The 15379-nt window shown below is 62.7% G+C and carries 14 protein-coding genes; 8 read left to right on the top strand and 6 right to left on the bottom strand.

Annotated features, from left to right (window positions below):
- Positions 1–154 precede the first annotated feature (154 nt).
- The 4 genes from FB600_RS32150 to FB600_RS32165 form a co-directional block, all read right to left on the bottom strand.
- On the bottom strand, positions 155–1486 hold the full coding sequence (locus tag FB600_RS32150; RefSeq protein WP_145758010.1) for an acetyl-CoA hydrolase/transferase family protein: 1332 nt from the start codon (positions 1484–1486) through the stop codon (positions 155–157).
- A 13-nt stretch (positions 1487–1499) separates the two neighbouring features.
- On the bottom strand, positions 1500–2027 hold the full coding sequence (ripB, locus tag FB600_RS32155) for a (R)-specific enoyl-CoA hydratase RipB/Ich (protein WP_046575207.1): 528 nt from the start codon (positions 2025–2027) through the stop codon (positions 1500–1502).
- Between the two features lie 36 nt (positions 2028–2063).
- The gene (locus tag FB600_RS32160; RefSeq protein WP_098182197.1) at positions 2064–2918 is read right to left on the bottom strand and encodes an HpcH/HpaI aldolase/citrate lyase family protein; all 855 of its coding nucleotides are present in this window, start codon (positions 2916–2918) and stop codon (positions 2064–2066) included.
- 156 nt (positions 2919–3074) lie between these two features.
- Positions 3075–3965: a LysR family transcriptional regulator gene (locus tag FB600_RS32165; RefSeq protein WP_046575203.1), complete on the bottom strand. Its 891-nt coding sequence runs from the start codon at positions 3963–3965 to the stop codon at positions 3075–3077.
- A 417-nt stretch (positions 3966–4382) separates the two neighbouring features.
- On the opposite strand from FB600_RS32165, the gene FB600_RS32170 reads away from it, so the two are divergent.
- The 4 genes from FB600_RS32170 (at position 4383) to FB600_RS32185 (ending at position 8551) form a co-directional block, all read left to right on the top strand.
- A complete protein-coding gene (locus tag FB600_RS32170; RefSeq protein ID WP_046575201.1) occupies positions 4383–5573 on the top strand; it encodes a CaiB/BaiF CoA transferase family protein in 1191 nt (396 codons plus the stop codon).
- Positions 5574–5601: 28 nt separating this feature from the next.
- Positions 5602–6576, top strand: coding sequence for a hydroxymethylglutaryl-CoA lyase (locus FB600_RS32175; protein ID WP_096751883.1), 975 nt, complete (start codon positions 5602–5604; stop codon positions 6574–6576).
- Positions 6577–6578: 2 nt separating this feature from the next.
- Positions 6579–6962, top strand: a complete 384-nt coding sequence (locus FB600_RS32180; protein ID WP_145758009.1) for a VOC family protein — start codon at positions 6579–6581, stop codon at positions 6960–6962.
- Positions 6963–7105: 143 nt separating this feature from the next.
- Positions 7106–8551: an MFS transporter gene (locus FB600_RS32185; RefSeq protein WP_096751885.1), complete on the top strand. Its 1446-nt coding sequence runs from the start codon at positions 7106–7108 to the stop codon at positions 8549–8551.
- Here the strand turns inward: FB600_RS32185 and FB600_RS32190 are convergent.
- A complete protein-coding gene (locus tag FB600_RS32190; RefSeq protein WP_096751886.1) occupies positions 8538–9452 on the bottom strand; it encodes a LysR family transcriptional regulator in 915 nt (304 codons plus the stop codon). The genes FB600_RS32185 and FB600_RS32190 overlap by 14 nt on opposite strands.
- A gap of 220 nt (positions 9453–9672) precedes the next feature.
- Between FB600_RS32190 and FB600_RS32195 the strand changes: the two genes are divergently transcribed.
- Both FB600_RS32195 and FB600_RS32200 read left to right on the top strand, forming a co-directional pair.
- Entirely contained in the window at positions 9673–10683 is a 1011-nt protein-coding gene (locus FB600_RS32195; RefSeq protein ID WP_145758008.1) for a D-2-hydroxyacid dehydrogenase, read from the top strand.
- Positions 10684–10821: 138 nt separating this feature from the next.
- A complete protein-coding gene (locus FB600_RS32200; RefSeq protein WP_046575188.1) occupies positions 10822–11280 on the top strand; it encodes a GNAT family N-acetyltransferase in 459 nt (152 codons plus the stop codon).
- A 106-nt stretch (positions 11281–11386) separates the two neighbouring features.
- Here the strand turns inward: FB600_RS32200 and FB600_RS32205 are convergent, their stop codons facing one another.
- Positions 11387–12889: a sensor histidine kinase gene (locus FB600_RS32205; protein WP_186024154.1), complete on the bottom strand. Its 1503-nt coding sequence runs from the start codon at positions 12887–12889 to the stop codon at positions 11387–11389.
- Positions 12890–13045: 156 nt separating this feature from the next.
- Here FB600_RS32205 and FB600_RS32210 point away from each other — a divergent pair, with 156 nt between their 5' ends.
- Both FB600_RS32210 and FB600_RS32215 read left to right on the top strand, forming a co-directional pair.
- Positions 13046–14389, top strand: coding sequence for an MFS transporter (locus tag FB600_RS32210; protein ID WP_103693240.1), 1344 nt, complete (start codon positions 13046–13048; stop codon positions 14387–14389).
- Between the two features lie 15 nt (positions 14390–14404).
- The gene (locus tag FB600_RS32215) at positions 14405–15295 is read left to right on the top strand and encodes an NAD(P)-dependent oxidoreductase (protein ID WP_145758006.1); all 891 of its coding nucleotides are present in this window, start codon (positions 14405–14407) and stop codon (positions 15293–15295) included.
- The last annotated feature ends 84 nt before the right edge of the window (positions 15296–15379 follow it).

The raw sequence follows: 15379 nt of genomic DNA on the forward strand, positions 1-15379 counted from the left end.
GCGTATGCGACCAGCTGATCTTGCCGAGCCGGCGCAGGCTGTCGGACAACCCGTTCAGGCTGTCGCCCGTGACGCCCCAGATTCGCTCGACGCCGCCGTCGGCTAACGCTTTAGCCAAGTAATCAGCGATGGTTCGTGCCATGGCAGCCTCCTCTCAGATAAGGTGAAGTTCTCGAGCCTGAGCCTGCAGCGCATCCCGGAAATCGGGATGCGCCAGCCGGATCAAGGCCATCGCACGCTGGGTAGACGACAACCCCTTCAAGTTCTCAACGCCATGCTCGGTGACCACGAGGTGCGTATCCGTGCGTGGCGTCGTGACCGGGCCCGCCAGGCGACCGACGATCTTGGAGACGCGGCCGCCCGCTGCTGTCGAGGAAAACGCGATGATCGACTTGCCGCCGCGCGAGGCATAAGCCCCTCGAACAAAGTCGAGCTGGCCTCCGCTCGCACTGAATTGATGCCCATGGAGATGCTCGGAGTTGCAGGCGCCAGTCAGGTCCATCTCGATGGTTGAATTCACGGAGATCATGTTGTCGTTGCGCGCGATATTGGCAGGGTCGTTGACGTAATGGACCGGATGACTCTCGATCGCGGGATTGTCGTCCATGAAGTTGTACATCGCGCGGTCGCCCATGGCGAACGTGAACACCGATTTACCGCGGTCCAACGCCTTGCGGCTGTTGTCGACCACCCCGCGCCGGACGAGTTCGACAAGCCCAGGGGTCAGCAACTCAGTATGGATTCCGAGGTGGCGATGATCCGCGAGCGCCCCACATACCGCATTCGGCAAGGCGCCGATGCCCATTTGCAGGCAGGCGCCATCCGAGACCAGTTCAGCGATGCGCTCGCCGATCGCCTGTTCCAGCACCCCGGCGGGCTTGGGATGAAGTTCCGGCAGGGGATCGTGCGACTCGACGATCGCGTCGACTTCCGATATGTGCAACAGCGACCGGCCGAACACGCGAGGCATGTTGGGATTCACTTCCACGATCAAGCGACGCGCGGATCGTGCCACCGTGCTCGTGTAATCGTTGTTGGTCCCGAACGTGAAATAGCCGTTGCGGTCCATCGGCGACACCATCACGAGCATCGTATCGACGGGAATGTGATCCGCGAACAGGCGTGGAGCCTGACTGAAAGAATTCGGGACGAAGAACACCACCTTGCGGCCGCCGTCCTTCTCACCCAGCTCGATCAGTTCGCGTTCGGGTTCGCCCATGAACATGCAGTGCGGAACAATGCGTCCCATCAGCGAATAGCGCAGCAGGGACGTCCTGAGAAAGGACTCGGCGTGAAAGTAATAAACGGCGAGATCGTCCACATCGCCGGCTTCCGCCCGGGCAGCCAGGGCGGTGAGCAGCGCCGGCGGCTGGGCCATGGCCATGCCCAGCGCGACGGTCGAGCCACTGCGCAACGACGAGACGGCCTCGGTCGCTGACGTGAGCTTCGCCGCGTAGGCGCCTTGAATGGAGTCATTGCGTTCCATGTGCCGTCCTCCATCAGTAATTCGCCGCGGATTCGGGCGAATGATCACGCTTGTAAACCAGCATGGTGCGTTCGAACGTCATCACGACGACGCCATCCTGATTCACTCCCTTGGTTTCGACCGTGACGATGCCCTGGGTCGGCCGGCTGCGCGATTCGCGACGTGACAGGACCGTCGATTCGGCATACAGCGTATCGCCGGCGAACACCGGAGCTGTCGCTCGCACCTTGTCCCAGCCCAGATTGGCGACCACTTTCGCGCTGACGGTTCGCACGCTCATGCCGGTCAGCAAGGCGAGCGTGAAGGTGCTGTCCACCAGCAGCTTCTTCCACTCGGTCTTGGCCGCGTAGGCGGCATCGAAATGAACCTGCTGCGTGTTCATCGTCAGCAGTGTCATCCAGATATTGTCGACGTCGGTGATGGTCCGCCCCGGGCGATGTTCATAGACGTTGCCGGGCTCGAAATCCTCGAAGTACAAACCCGAGGTTTCGCGGTAGCGTTGCGCACCGATCCGACGATAGGCTGAAATGTTTTCGCTCATGATCGACTCCTGTTTCATGTAGGGTTCAACAAGTCCTTAACCAGCTGCGGCGAGCACTCGCCGCGCCTCTCGCGCGATCGCCTCGTCGACCATTCGCCCGTCGACGACGGCAACCCCTTTCGCGGCCGCGTCGACGACTCGACGTGCCCAGTCAATGCGTTCGGGCGAGATCGAAAAAATCTCGTTGATGGCGGCCAGATGGGAAGGATGAATCGCCGCCTTGGCAAGAAAGCCGTTGTCGGCGGCGAATCGCAGGTCATGTCGCAAGGCCTCGGGATCGCCGAGCGCGAAGCACGGGGCGTCGATCGCGAGACGTGCGTTCGTCACACAAGCCGCCGCCACGCGGCTGCGAGCAACCTGCAGCGCGAAGGCGCCCGGCTGGGCCCCGACATCGGATGCAAAATCGGCCGCACCGAACATCAGTGCCGACACCTTCGGCGCGGCAACCGCGATCGCGGCCGCGTTATCGACGCCCGCGGCGGACTCGATCATCGGCACAATGCTGGAAACGAGCCCGGCATCAGCGAACAAGGCCGCAATCTGTTGGACCGTTTCCGCGGACTCGACCTTGGGTACCAACACGAAACGCGGCGCAGCGTGTGCCTTGACCAGCATCAAAAGGTCCGACAAGCCTTCCGTCGAGGACGACGCGTTGATACGAACCGCCAGACGCTGCAAGGGCAATGTGTCCCTGCCGTCCTGCCGACTCAGCACGCTGCTCACGTTGTTTCTCGCTATCGCCTTGTCGCTGGCTGGAACCGCATCCTCGAGATCCGCAATCAGCACGTCCGCGCCGGAGGCTAGCGCTTTCGGGAATCTGTCCGGACGCGTGGCGGGAGTAAACAGCCAGCTACGGGACTGAATCGTGGGGATGCCATTGGAGGAAGACATGACCGTTGTTCCTATTGGTGAAAGCAACGGGTTCATTGTCGGCACGGCGCAGTGAGCGAACAATGCGGCATTGCCGATCGCCACCTTTGGCATATCCATAGGCTCGGGCTGTCGACGCCATCGAACTACCGCGTGCGGCAGCGAACATCGGGCAAGTCAATGCGATGGCACCAGATGCTCCAGCAACAGGCGGGCATAAGCCGGCATTGCATCGCGGTCAGCCACGCAAACGCGCATTTCCCTGACGGCCCAATCGTCGAGCAGCGGTAACAGCCGGATCGACATCGTGCGCTGGCAGCGACGCGCGGCGGACTCTGGTACGACCGAAACGCCCACACCGTTTTCGACGAGCCTGCAAATCGCGTCGAAGCTGCTGAGGCGAATGCGCGGCTCGATACGACGATGCAGGGCGCGAGCGTGGTCCTCGAGGTAGGTCTGGAGCGCCGATGCTGCCGCGTAAGCGATGAAGTCGTGGTCGAGGATGGTATTGAACGCGATGCCGCGCAAGGACGCGAATGCTGGCTCGGCCGACGGAACCACCGCGCACAGCCGGTCGTTGGCAAAGGGAAAGGTTTGCAGATCACCCGTGCTGGCACCCGTGGCCACGACGCCGATGTCCGCCACGCCGTCGATCAACGCAGCGACGATATCGGCGCTGAGCCTTTCCTCGAGCGCGACATTCACGTTGCGATGCCTGGCGAGGAAATGAGCGATCGGATCGGGCAGGAACTCAGTCATCGCGTTGGTGTTGGCAAGCACGCGCACCGTGCCGCGCAGGCCCCTGGCGAACTGGCCGAGATCATCGGTAAGGCGCTGCATCGCCAGCAAGGTCGAACGCGCATGCTGCAGCAAGGTATGACCGGCTTCCGTCGGCTTTACGCCCAGACGCTCACGCGTGAGCAGCGGCACGCCCGCCATCTCTTCCATCTGTCGCACGCGAGCGCTGGCCGAGGGCAGTGAGAGATTCACGCGCGCAGCGCCGTGCGTGATGCTGCCGGCCTCCACCACGGCGACGAACAATTTCAAATCTGTCGTATCGAAGCGCACCGCTGTCTCCTACTCGCTCGGGCTGCGTGGTCCTCAAGATCGCCCTGCCCGACGACACGGGCCTGACGGTTTCGTCATCCGGCGAAGCGAGTTCTCGATATCGCCGAAATCGTGCGTTATCGGCCTTGCCTGGCGGACTCGAGCGCCATGCCGGGTCGATCGGCATCAGCAGCCCCTTTTTCGCAAAGCCTTGCATCTGTCCCAGTATCACCGCTCGAGAGCTCGCCGACCATCAGGACGACGCAAACGGAGCATTCGACTAATGCGAATGCTCGCAGGCTCCCTGAGTCGAGCAGCGGGCCAGTATCCCTGAGCCTTTCCCGACAGGAAAGGGTGCTTGAACAAGCAGCGATTATCAACACGACCGGAAAGCCGCACCATGGCGAACAGACCTTGAACATGGATGGAGATACGCAAATGCAGCGACCGCTAGAAGGCGTACGCGTGCTGGAATTGGGGCAGTTGATCGCCGGCCCCTTCGCCGGCCGGCTGCTGGCCGAATTCGGTGCGGAAGTCATCAAGATCGAGCCGCCGGCGGTTGGCGACCCCTTGCGAAAGTGGCGCATGCTGCACCAGGGCACGTCCGTGTGGTGGGCTGTACAGTCGCGCAACAAGCAGTCGATCACGCTGGATTTGCGCGCACCCGAGGGGCAAGACGTGGTGAGACGACTGATAGCCGACTGTGACGTATTGATAGAAAATTTTCGTCCCGGCACACTGGAAGGCTGGGGCCTCGGCTGGGAGACGTTGTCGTCGATCAACCCTGGCCTCGTGATGTTGCGTGTGTCGGGCTACGGCCAGTCCGGGCCATACCGCGATCGCCCCGGCTTCGGCGTGATTGCCGAGGCGATGGGCGGCTTGCGTCATCTCAGCGGCGAGCCCGGCCGCACGCCGGTGCGCGTCGGCGTCTCGATCGGCGATTCGCTGGCCGCGCTGCATGGCGTGATCGGCATTCTGCTGGCATTGCGACATCGGGAGCAACAAGGCGGCAAGGGCCAGGTGGTCGATGTCGCGCTCTACGAAGCAGTTTTCAACATGATGGAAAGCCTGCTGCCGGAATATTCCGCGTTCGGCGCCGTGCGCCAGGCAGCCGGCAGTAGCCTGCCGGGCATCGCACCCACCAACGCCTATCGCTGCGCCGACGGCCGCTACGCACTCATCGCGGGCAACGGCGACGGAATCTTCCGGCGCCTGATGGACATTATCGGTCGAACCGATCTCGGCGAGGATCCAGCGCTTGCGCGTAACGACGGACGGGTGGCCCAGGTCGAGCGGATCGACGCGGCAATCGGCGAGTGGACCGCTCAACGCCCACTCGACGCGGTGCTCGCGGCCCTTCACGAAGGCCGGATCCCCGCAGGGCGCATCTATGACGTCGCCGATATCGCGGCGGATCCACATTATCAGGCTCGCGACATGATCCTGGACACGGCGCTGCCGGACGGTACCCCGGTCCAGGTGCCCGGCATCATCCCCAAGCTAGGCGCTACGCCCGGCGCAATCACCGCTCCCGCGCCCGAACTCGGCGCGCACACCGATACGGTCCTGGCTGGACTCGGTATCGACGCCGACACGCGAGCCGACTGGCGCACGCGCGGCATCCTCTGATCCCGGACTCTCGAACAGGCAGGCGAACATGCAAGCATCCCCACGGCGGATCTACATTCAGGAAGTCGCGACACGCGACGGCTTTCAGAACGAGGCACGCTTCGTCGACACCGACCAAAAGATCGCGCTCATTGATAGGCTGAGCCACTGTGGCTACGCCAAGATCGAAGTGACTTCGTTTACCTCACCGCGCGCCATTCCCGCACTGCGCGACGCCGAGGCCGTCATGCATGGAATCGCGCGCGCGCCCGGTGTCGTGTACACAGTGCTGGTTCCCAACGTTCGCGGCGCGGAGCGCGCTCTGTTATGTCGCGTCGACGAGGTCAACCTGGTGATGTCGGTAAGCGAGACTCATAACCTCACGAACCTGCGTATGACGCGTGAGCAATCGTTCGCGCAACTGGCCGACGTGGTTCGGGTGGTCGCGCCGACCGGCACGGCAATCAATGTATCGCTGTCTACCGTGTTCGGCTGTCCGATGGAAGGCGAGGTATCCACCAATACAGTGCTAGCCTGGATGCAGCGCTTCGCTGAGCTGGGGGTACATGGCTTCACGCTCTGCGACACGACGGGAATGGCTTACCCTTCGCAGGTGGCCGCGCTGAGCCGACTGGCGGCCGACACCTTTGCGGCCCACGAGCTGACGCTCCATTTCCACAACACGCGCGGCATGGCGCTGGCCAATACGCTAGCCGCCCTGAGTGAGGGTATCGATCGCTTCGATGCGTCGCTGGGTGGCCTTGGTGGCTGTCCTTACGCCCCCGGCGCGACCGGCAACGTCTGCACCGAGGAGTTGGTGCATATGCTTGCACTCGACGGCTACCAGACCGGCGTGGATCTCGCCGCCACGCTCGCGGCGGCCTCACTGCTGCCGGACCTGGTCGGCCACGACGTGCCGAGCCAGCTGCTCAAGGCCGGCCGCCGCCTCGATCTTCATCCGATACCGCGCAACGGAGCCGATGGTCGGCCCGAGCAGCGCGGTTGCATTGCCCAGGGAGCCTGACCATGCCTTTGATTGACCATCTTGACCATCTGGTGCTGACCTGCGTCGACCCCGACGCCACCCGGCATTTCTACACCGAGGTGCTGCAGATGCAGCTCGAGACCTTCGGTGCGGGACGTCTCGCATTCCGTTTCGGCAACCAAAAGATCAACCTTCACGTTCGTGGCGCCGAGTTCGAGCCGAAGGCTCACGTACCGGTTCCGGGCGCGCTCGACCTCTGCTTCATCGCCTCGGTACCGCTGGCTCAGGTGATCGCACATCTGGAACGCGTGAACTGGCCGATTGTCGAGGGGCCGGTGGAGCGCACCGGCGCGACGCAGAAGATCCGCTCAGTCTATGTACGCGATCCAGATCTGAATTTGATCGAGATTTCGGAACTGCTGTAAGCCCTAGCCGGCTGGCACCGACCTGGTGTCGCCGGCCATTGTCGTACCTCACGACATCGAGAAGACAAGCCGCCGGACCGGGCGTGAGCGGATGCGCAGACATCCCGCCCGGCATACCGCGCGGCGATCCAGGAGACAAGGACATGAACAGCAATCCAATCGGCCTCGGCGGCCACGGCGCGTCGCCACCACACTTTTCAGCAAACCCACTTCAAGACACGGCCCGTGCGCCCGCGGCAAGCCTGGGCCAGGCAATGGACGACATGCCGGTCGGCAAGTTGCACCGTTTCGTGGTGCGCGTAATCGGTATCGGTCTGTTCTTCGACATGTTCGAGATCTTCCTGGTGAGTTCAATCGGGGTAGCCCTGCAAAACGAATACGGGCTCGACAGGCATAGTCTCGACTTCAAACTGCTACTGGCCTCCGCCTTCATCGGGATGTTCGTCGGCTCCTTGTGCCTGGGTAGCCTCGCCGACCGCATCGGGCGCCGACGCGCCTTCGTGCTGAACCTCGTTTGGTACAGTGCGTTCTCCCTGCTCGGCGCTTTCTCCGTCAATCCCGAGATGCTGGTCGCTTGCCGCTTTCTGACCGGCATCGGTGTCGGCGCGCTATATCCCGTAGCCGATACCTTTCTGTCGGAGATCCTGCCCAGGAATTATCGAGGGCGACTGGCGGCTTGGGCTTATACGCTCTCCTACGTCGCGGTACCAGTGGTGGGTTTTCTCGCCGTATGGCTCAACCCGATCCATCTCGGCGCGGTCGCCGGCTGGCGCGTGATACTCGCCCTCGGCAGCCTGGGCGGCTTGTTCATGCTGCTGGTGCGGCATCGGTTGCCTGAAAGCCCACGCTGGCTACTCGCGCAAGGCCGAGTCGATGAGGCCCTGGAGATGCTGCGCCGCTTCGCCGACGGCTCCGGCGTCGTCTTGCCGCCCATCGCCCAGCTCCCCGGGGAACGGGATACCGCGGCAACCGGCTTCAGGGAGCGGCTGGCAATCCTGCGTACGCCCTTGTATGGGCGCCGCTTCGCGATGCTCGGCGTGTTCCACCTGTTGCAGGCCTTCGGCTATTACGGGTTCGGGACTTTGGCGAGCCTGGTGGTCAAGAGTCGCGGCTTCGACGTGACCGACAGCACGCTGTTCATGGCGCTGTCCTTTCTTGGTTATCCGGTCGGCTCGCTGCTGTCCATCCCATTGCTGAACCGGATCGAGCGGCGCACCCTGGTGATTGCCGCGATCCTCTCGATCGCGGTATTCGGAATCGGCTTCGCCTATTCGAACCATACCGCGCTGATCGTCGGCTTCGGCGTGTTGACCACCTGTGCCTCGAACGTCTTCAGCAATGCCTACCATGTCTATCAGGCCGAAATCTTTCCGGCACGCGTAAGATCGACGGCGATCGGTAGCACCTACGCCCTGTCGCGTATCGTCAGTGGCGCACTGCCGTTCATCCTGCTACCGGTACTGAACGACTATGGTGCAGGCGCCATGTTCGGCACCATCGCAGCTGCCCTGGTAACCGTGGCGATCGTGGTGCGCGCGCTAGGGCCGCTGACGACCCGGCGTAGCCAGGAAGAAATCAATCCGCTATGAGCGCCGCGTTTTCGGTAAGAAAGGCAACCAGCCTCGCCGCCTCGGGGGGCAAGGCATCAAACCTTCGGGCGCCCAGCCATAGGGATCGACGCGCCCACGAATCCGCCAAGCCCACCAAGGCCAGGCCGGCCGCCATGCTTTCCTGCCTCACGGCCGCGCGAGGCAGGATGCCGATGCCCAGACCCGCTTCGATCATGCGGCAGATGCCATCGAAGCTCGAGACCTGGATGCGAAGTTTCAGAGGCCGCCCCGCGTCGAGCGCGGCGTGCGTCATCAGGTCAAGCAGCGAACTGCCGGCGTTCAGGCCGACATAATCCTCGTCCAGAGTGGCCGCGAAGGTGATGACGTCCAGCGCTGCCAGCCGGTGGCTACGGGGCACCAGCAGCACCAGTTCGTCGTCGCGATAGTGGCGTCGCTCAATGCCCGGCGTGGCGACATTGCCGGCGAAAAGTCCGATATCCGCATCCGCGTTGCGCAGCGCCTCGACGATCTCGCCGCTGAGCTTTTCCTCGAGGCTGATCCGAATGGTCGGATGGGCGGCCAGGAAGGATCCGAGATCCGCCGGCAAGAATTGGACAATGGCCGACGTATTCGCCCACAGGCGGACATGGCCCCGCACGCCATTCGCGTAGTCGCCCAGTTCGCTGGCCATCGCATTCACCTGGTTCAGTATCCGGCTCGCATGTTCATGGAGACCGCGGCCGGCCGGCGTCGGCATCACGCCACGCGGATGGCGTGTGAGCAGCCGGCAGGCTGCCACGTTTTCGAGTTCGGCGATACGTTTGCTGACCGCCGACAACGTCAGTTGCCCAGCCTCGGCGGCCTTTGTCAGGCTGCCGTGCTCAATCACGAGCAGGAACACCCGCAAGGATTGCAAATCGATATGGAGGGGATTGACCATGGTCTCAGTGGGTGGCAAGCGAGCTGCGCCACTCGGAAAACCAGCCGGCCCCAGCGATGGGGGTCCGGCGTGGGCTCGCAGCAAACAGTCTAATCCACCGGCATAGGTCCGACTTTCCATTACGGAAAGCGGGCTTGAACAGAGGGCAAGCATGGGCGCCGAGGATATCGGCACAATGACCAGGAAGGATTTCTCCTCCATGCCTCGATGACACATCCCAATGATCTTTCCTGACTCCCCGCTTCAGGTCGTCTTCCTCGATCGCGAGACGCTACCCCCCGCCGCCGTGCTCGCCGAACTGCCATTTCCTCATCGTCTGATCATTTATCCACACAGCACGACAGACGAGGCGGTGTCACGGATCCGCGATGCCGATATCGTGATCACCAACAAGGTCAGGATCGACGCCAAGACCATCGCAGCCGCGCCGCGCCTGGCGATGATCGCGGTTGCCGCCACCGGGACGGACAACATCGACTTGGATGCCTGCGCGGCGCGCTCCATCGTGGTCAGCAATATTCGCGGCTACGCCGTGCACACGGTGCCGGAACACACGTTCGCCCTGATTTTCGCGCTACGTCGCAGTCTGCTTGCCTACCGCGACGCCGTGCGATCCGGGCGCTGGCAAGCTTCGGGGCAATTCTGCTTCTTCGATTTTCCGATCAAGGACCTGCACGGTGCAACGCTCGGCGTGATTGGCGACGGTGCGCTGGGAAGCGCGGTGGCGGAAATCGGGCGGGCGCTCGGCATGCAGGTAAGACTTGCCGCGCGCAAACACCGGCCCTGCCCCGACGATGGTCTTCATGTGCCATTCGAGGAGGTGATTTCGCAATCGGACGTGATCACCTTGCATTGCCCGCTAAACGACGCCAATCGTCATATGATCGGCGCGGCCGAGTTCGCGGCCATGACGCGCCGGCCGCTGATCATCAATACAGCGCGAGGCGGGCTGGTCGACGAAGCGGCCCTGGTACTCGCGCTCGAGAGCGGGATGATTTCCGGCGCCGGCTTCGACGTCACGAGCGAGGAGCCGATGCCAGCCGGACATCCGTTCCATAGCCTGGCCAACCATCCCGGCTTCATTCTCACGCCTCATGTGGCCTGGGCCAGCGAAGAGGCCACCCAGACGCTGGCCGATCAACTCGTGTCCAACATCTGCGCCTTCGTGCGCGGCTCGCCGGTCAATGTGCAGACGCCGAATCGAGACTCGGCCAGCCATTCCGGAGCTTGAGCCCGGCCATCGGCGCGGCAATACCACGAGGGCGATGTGATCGACATCCTGGTCGCGCCATCGCCCCGACGCCATGTTTCATCGTCGCAACCGCGGCAAGGTACACCAGATACCGTTCACTCTCGATCCGATAGCCTAATGACCCAACCTCGCTCAATCCGACGCGCTCGCGCAACGGATCTTCCATACGTCTATGCGGGTGAACTCGACTACATCCGGCAGATCGAGCCCGATCAGGAACAGCGCTGGAAGGATGGCATGCTGTTCCATCTGCGGCAGTGGACTCAGGACCTCGATCGCATGTTCATCGTGGAGTGCGCGGGCGAGTATGCGGGCTACAGCTTTTGGGAAATCCATGCAAGGACCGCGGTACTCGCCTCGATCTATGTGATACCTGAATTCCGCCGAACCGGCTTGGGACAGTTGCTGCTCGAGCAGTTCGTCTCGGACGCGAAGGCCAGCGGCATCACCGAAATATCGCTCGGCGTGAAGGCCGACAACCCCGCGCGATACTTGTACGAGCAATCAGGATTCGTCCATAGCCACGACGAGCGTGGTTATTGTCACTACACGCTGCCAATCGAGCGCGAAACCTGAGGCGTACTGGCGCGGCAGGGAATTGCCGCCCTCGCTGCGTCGAGCCGGAAGCCGCCGTGCCGGCGTACGCGACGGAAACGGCTTGGGTGAGGCTCGCCACTCGTGTTCATGCCCGGCATTCGATCCGCATGACGGTGCCGGTGCCTGCGGGCCCTTCTTCGATCCGCAGCGAGAACTCATGCAGCTCCAGGATTGCCGCGACGAGGCAGAGCCCAAGTCCGGTCCCCGGAATGTGGCAGGTACGCTCGCCCCGATAGAAACGACTGAGCACCTTCTCGCGCTCATGTACGGGGATGCCGGGCCCGTCGTCCGAGATCGACAGTATCGGGCCAGCCGTTCCCGCTCGGAGTGCAATGCGGACCGCGCCACCTCGCGGGGAATACTTCACGGCGTTGTCCAACAGGTTGCCCACCGCCTCGAACAGCAAGTCACTGTCGCCGTGCAGCGGCATGACGTCATCGATGGCGGTCTGCCATCCGATACCTCGGTCTTCGGCCAGCGGCTCATACAATTCGGCGACGCTGCGCACGAGTTGGGAAAGATCAACCGTTGCGAAGCCGTCACGACGACGCGCGCCGATTTCCGACATTCGGAGAATGGCGTGGAATCGCTGCAGCAGCATGTCGACGTCCGCCAGTGCTTCTCGCAGCAGGACACGCTGCCGGGCATCGATACCCGCCCCTTGCTCCCCCTGATTCGCCACGACGCTCGCAAGCCGGATGCGCATGTGCGCCAACGGTGTACGCAAATCATGCGCGATGCCATCACACGCGCCCTTTACCTCGCCCATCAGATTTTCGATCTGGTCGAGCATTCGGTTCACGAGATGCGCCAGCATGTCGAATTCGTCGTTGCCCCCCGTCGGCAAGCGTCGCGCGAGATTTCCTCTTGCGATCTCGAGCGTCGACTGGCGCATGGACAGAAAACGTCGCCACTGCCGATAGCTGAGCCCGGCCCCGAGAGCAAACGTACCCAACAGATAGGCGCTGCCTCCGCCGATCAGCGTATCCAGCATGGCGCGCCTGATCGACCTGAGCTGCGTCATGTTCCGGGCAATCACGAATGTGCTCCCGTCGGCGCGTCGCTCGGCGCTGGCTCGAACGACCGGAGCACCGGGATGCTTGTCGATGCGAAGTCCTTGCGTGAACGTGCGCTTTTCCCCGTCCGCAGGCAGGGAACCTGGCCACTCGGAAATGTTGCCGGCCAGTCGTCGCCCGTCGGCCGCGAAAAGTCCGTAGTAATTCTGCTCCGGCGCGTCACGAGCGATACGGTCGGCGATCGCCTCCGGCAATTTTTCATCCTGGATGGAATGGAAATACATCCGCTCCCAGTGAAGGGAGGAATCACTGACATCGTCGAGGCGATGCGCGACCGTTCCCCCGACCAGTTCCGCCAGTGCAAGCATCGAGAACGCGAACATCCCGGCGTAGATCGAGAGCCAGCGAAAAGTCGTGAAATGCCACGCATGCTCAGGGACATCGCCGCTGCGCGCAGGCGCCTCGCCTCCAGCGCGATGTTCGTCGTTCAACCGTTTCCGCCGGGCGACGCGCAACCAGAAGCCCAGCATTACCAGTGGACGAAGCGCAAGCGTATTGGGCAGAACAGGCATAGGAGATTCGGAAGAAGACATTTGAACAACAGCATGGCTGACACATCGTGCTATTGACAGATTGTATGACAAACAGATAATGTGCGTGACGCGAGAACGTGGCAACGGACTCATGCCATGCATTCCGGATCTCATCTTTTCAGCGAGGACAGGCAGATGGACAGCAGTTCGGCCGCCGCGAGCGGCAAGCCCGGATGGACTGACGGGCTCACCGCGATGCATTGGCGAACCTTATTCGGCGGCTTCCTTGGCTGGATCTTTGACGGCTACGAGGCCATGGCGCCGATCCTGGTCATGGCGCCACTGCTGCATTCGGTGCTGACGCCGAGCCAAGCGAGCAACGCCGCCATCTATGCGGGCGGCGTCCTCGGAATCGCCCTGGTTGGCTGGGGTGTCGGCGGGTTGATCGGCGGCGTGGCTGCCGACTACTTCGGCAGGAAACGCGTCATGCTAGCCTCGGTTTTGCTGTACGCCCTGTTCTCGGGCGCCACCGCGTTCGCGCACAGTTTCGAAATGCTCGGCGTGATGCGATTTCTGACGGGGATCGCGATGGGCGGGGAATGGAGCACGGGGATCGCGCTCGTGTCGGAAAGTTGGCCCGACCACGCACGCGCGAAGGGCTTGAGTTTCCTGCAATCCGGCTACGGCTGGGGCACTCTGCTCGCTGCGGCGATCTGGTATGCGCTGTCACGTTACGCGCCGTCCTCCCAGGACAACTGGCGGACCATGTTCCTGATCGGCGCGCTGCCTGCCCTGTTCGTTCTCTACCTTCGGCGCGGCGTCGACGAGTCCGAGAAATGGGCTGTCGCGATACGCAATCGTCAATGGTCGCAAGCAGGCCTCGCAGGCACGCTCACGGAAACCACGTCACGGCCTTTCCCGCTCAGGCAGTTGCTGGCATCCAGCGATACACGCTCCCGCATGCTGCTGTCCCTGCTGCTCTCGATGGTCACGTCCACCGGGCTGTGGGCCGTGTCTTCCTGGTTGCCGGCACAGACCGCCGCACTGGCGAAAGCCGCGGGTCTTCAGGATCCTGCCTTGTGGGGCACAAAGGCCTCGCTCGCATTCACGCTCGGCGCGATCGTTGCATATCTGATCGCAGGCTTCATCATCGACCGAATCGGCCGTCGCGCTTTCGTATGCCTGACCTTCGCCGGATCCTTGATCATGACAATCGTCTCGTATCGGATCGCGAGCAATGCACTACAGCTCATGTGGCTTGCGCCAATCGACGGATTCTTCACCTTGGGCTGCGCATACGTGTGGATGGCGATCTATCCCGCGGAGCTATTCGTGTCTTCGGTACGGGCGAGCGCCATCAGTTTCATCTTCAACGGCGCCCGACTAATCATCTGGGTATTCCCGATCGCGGCCGGTGCATTGGTGCACCGACTGGGAGGCATACCTCATGCGGCGTTGGCAATGGGCAGCGTCTATCTGCTTGGTGTGATAGCTCCCTGGTTCCTGCCAGAAACCCGCGATCTGCCATTTCCTGACTGACCCCGGAGAAAATCAATGACGCAGCCAATCGGCTTCGCCGGTCTTGGCGCCATGGGCTGGCCCATGGCCGCCTGCCTCGTCAAGGCAACTCACGATGTCGTCGTCCATGACGCTCGATTCGACCGCGCGGCGAAATTCGCCCGCGAATTCGACTGCCGCGTCGCGAGCAGTGGCCGCGAATTGGCAGTCGCACCGATCATCATCACCATGCTGCCGAACAGCGACGCAGTGGAAGCCGTCTTGTTCGGCGAGGACGGCGCGGCATACACCATGACGCCGGGCGGAATCGTCATCGACATGAGTTCCGGCGTGCCCTCGCGCACGATGCACATCGCTGAACGCCTCGCTGCACTCGGAATCGCGCTGGTCGATGCCCCGGTGTCCGGGGGCGTGCGTCGCGCCGAACGTGCCGACCTGACGATCATGACGGGCGGCCGCGAGGAGGTGATCTCAAGGGTGGCGCCCGTTTTGCGAGCCTTGGGCCGGGAGCCTGTGCATGTCGGTTCGATCGGAGCAGGCCATGCAATGAAGGCGCTGAACAACCTGTCCTTGGCGGGCGGCTTCCTGATCGCGCTCGAGGCGGTACTGATCGGCAAGAAGTTCGGCCTGGATCCGGATCGAATGATCGACGTACTCAATGCATCGTCCGGGATGAACTACAACACGCAGACCAAATTCAAGCCCTTTCTTTTATCTGGCACTTATGCGGCCGGTTTCTCGCTCGATCTTCTCGTCAAGGACGTCGGCATCGCCGCCGACCTCGCCAGCGAACTTGCCGCCGACGTGCCGTTCACCCGCGAATGCCTGGCGCGGTGGAAAGCGGCGCTTATCGCCCTGGGACCTGGGCGCGACCACACCGAAATCGCCAGGGTTGCAGCCGAATTGGCCAGCGTGGCATTCCCGTGAGCCCGCAAATGAATGAGCCACATGTCTATGCTCGCCTGACCGCGTAGAAGCGTTCGTAGCACAACCGATGAATCGATCTTCAAT

Source organism: Burkholderia sp. SJZ089 (genome assembly GCF_007828315.1).
GTDB lineage: Bacteria > Pseudomonadota > Gammaproteobacteria > Burkholderiales > Burkholderiaceae > Burkholderia > Burkholderia gladioli.